General features: G+C 47.5%; 1 pseudogene. It reads right to left on the reverse strand.

From position 1 onward, the window contains the following. A pseudogene (locus tag FDX22_RS19545) lies at window positions 1-356 on the reverse strand (integrase); the annotation flags it as partial.

Here is a 356-nt window from a genome sequence, read left to right on the forward strand (position 1 = left end):
CTCCGTAGTGTTGTGCCTCCTTGAATACATCAATCAGGACGGAACGAACTACTTGCGCCATTCTCGGTTGTCCGGTTGAAATATACTCATCAAGCAATTGTGCTATATCTCTGACATCAACGGCTGAGATCAACTTCATTCCTGCTCGTTCCCTGAGCAAGGATACTGGTTTGGCTTTCTGCTTATAGGTGTTGAGTCTTATATCACCACTTTCCAGCCTATCGTCCCGGATAGCCTGGTAACGGTCTAACCATGTAGATGTTGTGATCGCTTTTCCCTTGCTGGTTGCGATCCTGTCACTGATAGCTAAAATCTGTCGGGTTCTTTGTTCAGCCAGGCGAGTGTTGGCCTCAGTG

It is taken from the genome of Citrobacter sp. TBCS-14, from assembly GCF_005280805.1.
GTDB lineage: Bacteria > Pseudomonadota > Gammaproteobacteria > Enterobacterales > Enterobacteriaceae > Citrobacter > Citrobacter gillenii.